The organism is Acidovorax sp. KPB24-07, assembly GCF_057543315.1.
On sequence record NZ_BAAJYS010000308.1, the window covers coordinates 1 to 4,110 of the forward strand.

General features: G+C 67.8%; 6 protein-coding genes. 5 read left to right on the forward strand and 1 reads right to left on the reverse strand.

The window, feature by feature from the left end; genetic code table 11:
• From AC27IQ_RS19860 to tatC, 5 genes are all read left to right on the forward strand, one after another.
• A partial coding sequence (locus tag AC27IQ_RS19860; protein WP_487090510.1) for a patatin-like phospholipase family protein occupies positions 1-651 on the forward strand: 651 nt, incomplete at its 5' end.
• A gap of 53 nt (positions 652-704) precedes the next feature.
• Positions 705-1,064, forward strand: a complete 360-nt coding sequence (locus AC27IQ_RS19865) for a histidine triad nucleotide-binding protein (RefSeq protein WP_284405146.1) — start codon at positions 705-707, stop codon at positions 1,062-1,064.
• 104 nt (positions 1,065-1,168) lie between these two features.
• On the forward strand, positions 1,169-1,417 hold the full coding sequence (gene tatA / locus AC27IQ_RS19870; protein WP_284396782.1) for a Sec-independent protein translocase subunit TatA: 249 nt from the start codon (positions 1,169-1,171) through the stop codon (positions 1,415-1,417).
• A gap of 21 nt (positions 1,418-1,438) precedes the next feature.
• The gene (gene tatB, locus AC27IQ_RS19875) at positions 1,439-1,930 is read left to right on the forward strand and encodes a Sec-independent protein translocase protein TatB (RefSeq protein WP_284396785.1); all 492 of its coding nucleotides are present in this window, start codon (positions 1,439-1,441) and stop codon (positions 1,928-1,930) included.
• A 57-nt stretch (positions 1,931-1,987) separates the two neighbouring features.
• Entirely contained in the window at positions 1,988-2,779 is a 792-nt protein-coding gene (gene tatC / locus AC27IQ_RS19880; RefSeq protein ID WP_272567636.1) for a twin-arginine translocase subunit TatC, read from the forward strand.
• Positions 2,780-3,106: 327 nt separating this feature from the next.
• Here the strand turns inward: tatC and AC27IQ_RS19885 are convergent.
• The coding region (locus tag AC27IQ_RS19885; protein WP_487090511.1) for a S1C family serine protease at positions 3,107-4,110 on the reverse strand (1,004 nt) is incomplete at its 5' end.

Consider the following 4,110-nt stretch of genomic DNA (forward strand, 5'->3'; position numbering starts at 1 on the left):
CTGGACATCAACCCGCTGCGCCGGCTGCTGGAGCGCGAGGTGGACTTCGACGTGCTGAGCGCCGCGCGCCACCCCCGCGTCTTCGTGTGCGCCACCAACGTGCGCACCGGGCGCGGCGAGATCTTCTCCGGCAAGGCCCTGAGCGCCGATGCCGTCATGGCCTCGGCCTGCCTGCCCCTCCTGTTCAAGGCGGTGCAGATCGGCGACCAGCACTACTGGGACGGCGGCTACTCCGGCAACCCGGCCCTGTACCCGCTGATCTACAACACCGAGTGCAGCGACGTCCTGCTGGTGCAGATCAACCCCATCGAGCATGCCGAGGTGCCCGACACCGCCTCCGAGATCATGGAGCGCATGAACGAGGTCACCTTCAACGCCAGCCTGCTGGGCGAGATGCGCGCCATCGAGTTCGTGCGGCGCCTGCTGGCCGAGGGCAAGCTGGATGCGCGGCGCTACAAGAGCGTGCGCATGCACCGCATCGACGGCGGCTCGCTGCTGGCGGGCTTTGGCGCCTCCAGCAAGACGCGGGCGGACCTGCCGTTCATCCGCCAGCTGTTCGAGCTGGGCCGCACCGCGGGGCAGGGCTGGATCCAGGCCCACCAGGCCGACGTCGGCGTGCGTCCCACGGTGAACATGGCCGACAATGCCTGACCCGGCGCCTCCAGCCAGGACCCGTTTTTCCAGTTCCACCCCATCCCTCAGCCATGCAGCACGATCCGAACTGCCTTTTCTGCAAGATCATCGCGGGCCAGATTCCCTCCAGGAAGGTGTACGAGGACGAAGACATCTTCGCCTTCCACGACATCCACCCCTGGGCGCCCGTGCATTTTTTGATGGTGCCCAAGGAGCATGTGCACTCCATGGCCGGCGTGACCGAGGCCCATGCCGGTGTGCTGGGCCGCATGATGGCGCTGGCCCCGCGCCTGGCGCTGGAGCAGGGCTGCAATCCCTATCCCGAAGGCGGTTTCCGCATCGTGGTGAACACGGGCGCCGAGGGCGGCCAGGAAGTGCACCACCTGCACGTGCACGTGATGGGCGGCCCGCGGCCCTGGCTCAAGGGCTGAACCGGCGGCCGCCGGGAAGGGCGTGGAGCCCGGGCGCCGCAGGGATATGAACTTCCCCGTCATGCGGCGGGTCTAGAATGGTCCGTATTCGTTAGGAGATTGACATGGGTTCGTTTTCCATCTGGCACTGGCTGATCGTGCTGCTGATCGTGGTGATGGTGTTCGGCACGAAGAAGCTCAAGAACATGGGCTCCGACCTGGGCGGCGCCGTCAAGGGGTTCAAGGACGGCATGAAGGACGGCTCCGCGAGCGACGTGCCGCCGGCCACGCCCCCCGCAGGGCAGGTCGTCAACCACACCGCCGCCGATCCCAAGGGCACCACCATCGACGTCGAAGCCAAGCACAAGGGCTAATGCCCTGCCGGCCCTGCTTCCATGATTGATATTGGCCTGTCCAAAATGGCGCTGATCGGCGCCGTGGCGCTGATCGTCATCGGCCCCGAGAAGCTGCCGCGCGTGGCGCGCACCGTCGGCACGCTGCTGGGCAAGGCGCAGCGCTATGTGGCCGACGTGAAGTCCGAGGTCAACCGTTCCATGGAGCTGGACGAGCTGCGCAAGATGAAGGAAACGATGGAAGGTGCCGCACGCGACGTGCACCAGAGCATCCACACCAGCGCCAGCGACTTCGAAAAAGACTGGAACAACGACTTTTCCGGCACCGCGTCCGGCACGGGCACCGACACCGGTGTGCCGTACGATGCGGCCGGCGACGCCAGCGTGGTGCCGGCATACAAGCACCCCGGCAAGAACTGGCGCCTCAAGCGGGGCGCCACGCCGCAGTGGTACAAAGCCCGCAGCGGCGTGCGCACCAAGGCCCAGTCGGGCGCGGCGCGCGTGGCCCGCTTTCGGCCCCAGAAATTCCATTGATGGCTGCGCACCCCGCGCAGCCACCCGCGCGGGTGCAATGCCCGCCCCTCCTGCACCATGTCCGAAACCCCCACTAAAGAAGACGAGCTGGCCGGCACTGAGCAGCCGTTCGTGCAGCACCTCATGGAGCTGCGCGACCGCCTGGTCAAGGCGCTGATCGCCATCGGCATCGCCGCGGGCATCCTGTTCCTGTACCCCGGCCCGGGCGCGCTCTACGACCTGCTGGCCGCGCCCCTGGTGGCGCACCTGCCCAAGGGCGCCACGCTGATCGCCACCTCGGTGATCTCGCCGTTCATGGTGCCGCTCAAGATTTTGCTGATGTCGGCCTTCTTGCTGGCACTGCCCGTGGTGCTGTGGCAGGTGTGGGCCTTCGTGGCGCCGGGCCTGTATTCGCATGAGAAGAAGCTGGTGCTGCCGCTGGTGGTCTCCAGCACGCTGCTGTTCCTGGTGGGCGTGGCGTTCTGCTACTTCTTCGTGTTCGGGCAGGTGTTCGCCTTCATCCAGGGCTTCGCGCCCAAGAGCATCACCGCCGCGCCTGACATCGAGGCGTACCTGAGCTTCGTGCTCACCATGTTCCTCGCGTTCGGCCTGTCGTTCGAGGTGCCGATCGTCGTGATCGTGCTGGCGCGCATGGGGCTGGTCAGCGTGGAAAAGCTCAAGGGCTTTCGCGGCTATTTCATCGTGCTGGCCTTCATCATCGCCGCCGTGGTCACCCCGCCCGACGTGGTGTCCCAGCTGGCCCTGGCCGTGCCGATGTGCCTGCTCTACGAACTGGGCATCTGGGCGGCGCAGCTCTTCATCCGGCACACCAAGGCGCCCGAGGACGAACAGGCGCAGGAACCCACCTGACATCGGATCGGGGGACTGGGCAACGCCTGCGCGGCAACGCCTGCGCGGCGTGCGTGCCTTGCGCGCCGCGGTCTGGTCGCTTCGTCGAGGGCAGGGCGTGATCGGGTGATCGGGTGATCGATCCTTCATTGCGACGCTGATGCCACACCGGGGATTGCCTGCAGGGCGCTCCACGGCCTGTTCGATGCTCTGATCCGCGCCGGATGTTCTCGTCGCCGGCCAGCCTTCAAGACCAAAGTGCACCCATGGGCCGCCCGTACGGCCCGTGCATCGCCCACCCGTTTCAATCGTGTCCTGCGCGGCAAAGCCCCCCGGGACAACGCCCCCTCAACGCTGTGGCTGAGGTGCCCGCTGCGGCCGGGGCCGGGTTCCGGGCACCACCTCCAGCTCCACCCGCGAATCGCCGCGCTGCAGCTGGAACGTGGCGGGCGTGCCGGGCTTGAGCGAGGCCACGGCGGTGAGCAGGGCGGAGACGCTGGCGGTCGGCTTGTCCTGCACCTGCACGATCACGTCACCCGGTCGCATGCCGGCACGGGCGGCGGGGCCGTCCTGCAGCACGCCGGTGATGATCACGCCCTCGGAGGCCTTCACGCCGAAGGTCTGCGCCAGTTCGGGCGACAGCTCGTTCGGCTCCACGCCGATCCAGCCGCGCGTGACCTGCCCGTCCTTCACGATGCCGTCCAGCACCAGCTTGGCGGTGGACACGGGAATGGCGAAGCCGATGCCCATGCTGCCGCCCGAGCGCGAGTAGATGGCGGTGTTGATGCCCATCAGGTTGCCGTTCACGTCCACCAGCGCGCCGCCCGAATTGCCCGGGTTGATGGCCGCGTCGGTCTGGATGAAGTTCTCGAACGTGTTGATGCCCAGCTGGCTGCGGCCCAGCGCGCTCACGATGCCGCTGGTGACCGTCTGCCCCACGCCGAACGGGTTGCCGATGGCCAGCACATGGTCGCCCACGGCGAGCTGGTCGGAGTTGCCCAGCACGATCACGGGCAGCTTGTCCAGCTGCACCTTCAGGATGGCCAGGTCGGTGTCCGGGTCGGTACCGATCACGGTGGCGCGCGTGCGGCGGCTGTCGGTCAGGGTGACCTCGATCTCGTCCGCGCCCTCGACCACGTGGTTGTTGGTGAGGATGTAGCCGTCCGGGCTGATGATCACGCCGCTGCCCAGGCCGGTCTGCGCCTGCTGCGTTCCCTGGTCGCCGAAGAAGAACTGGAACCACGGGTCGTTGCTGCGCGGGTGGCGAACGGCGGCCTTGCTGGTGTTGATGCTGACCACCGCGGGCGCGGCCTTGCGCGCCGCGGCGGCGAAGCTGCCGGGGGCGGGGGGGC

What these genes read in the sequence shown, in the direction of transcription:
- AC27IQ_RS19865 (WP_284405146.1), top strand. Translation starts at nt 705, where the DNA reads ATGCAGCACGATCCGAACTGCCTTTTCTGCAAGATCATCGCGGGCCAG.
- tatA (WP_284396782.1), top strand. Translation starts at nt 1,169, where the DNA reads ATGGGTTCGTTTTCCATCTGGCACTGGCTGATCGTGCTGCTGATCGTG.
- tatB (WP_284396785.1), top strand. Translation starts at nt 1,439, where the DNA reads ATGATTGATATTGGCCTGTCCAAAATGGCGCTGATCGGCGCCGTGGCG.
- tatC (WP_272567636.1), top strand. Translation starts at nt 1,988, where the DNA reads ATGTCCGAAACCCCCACTAAAGAAGACGAGCTGGCCGGCACTGAGCAG.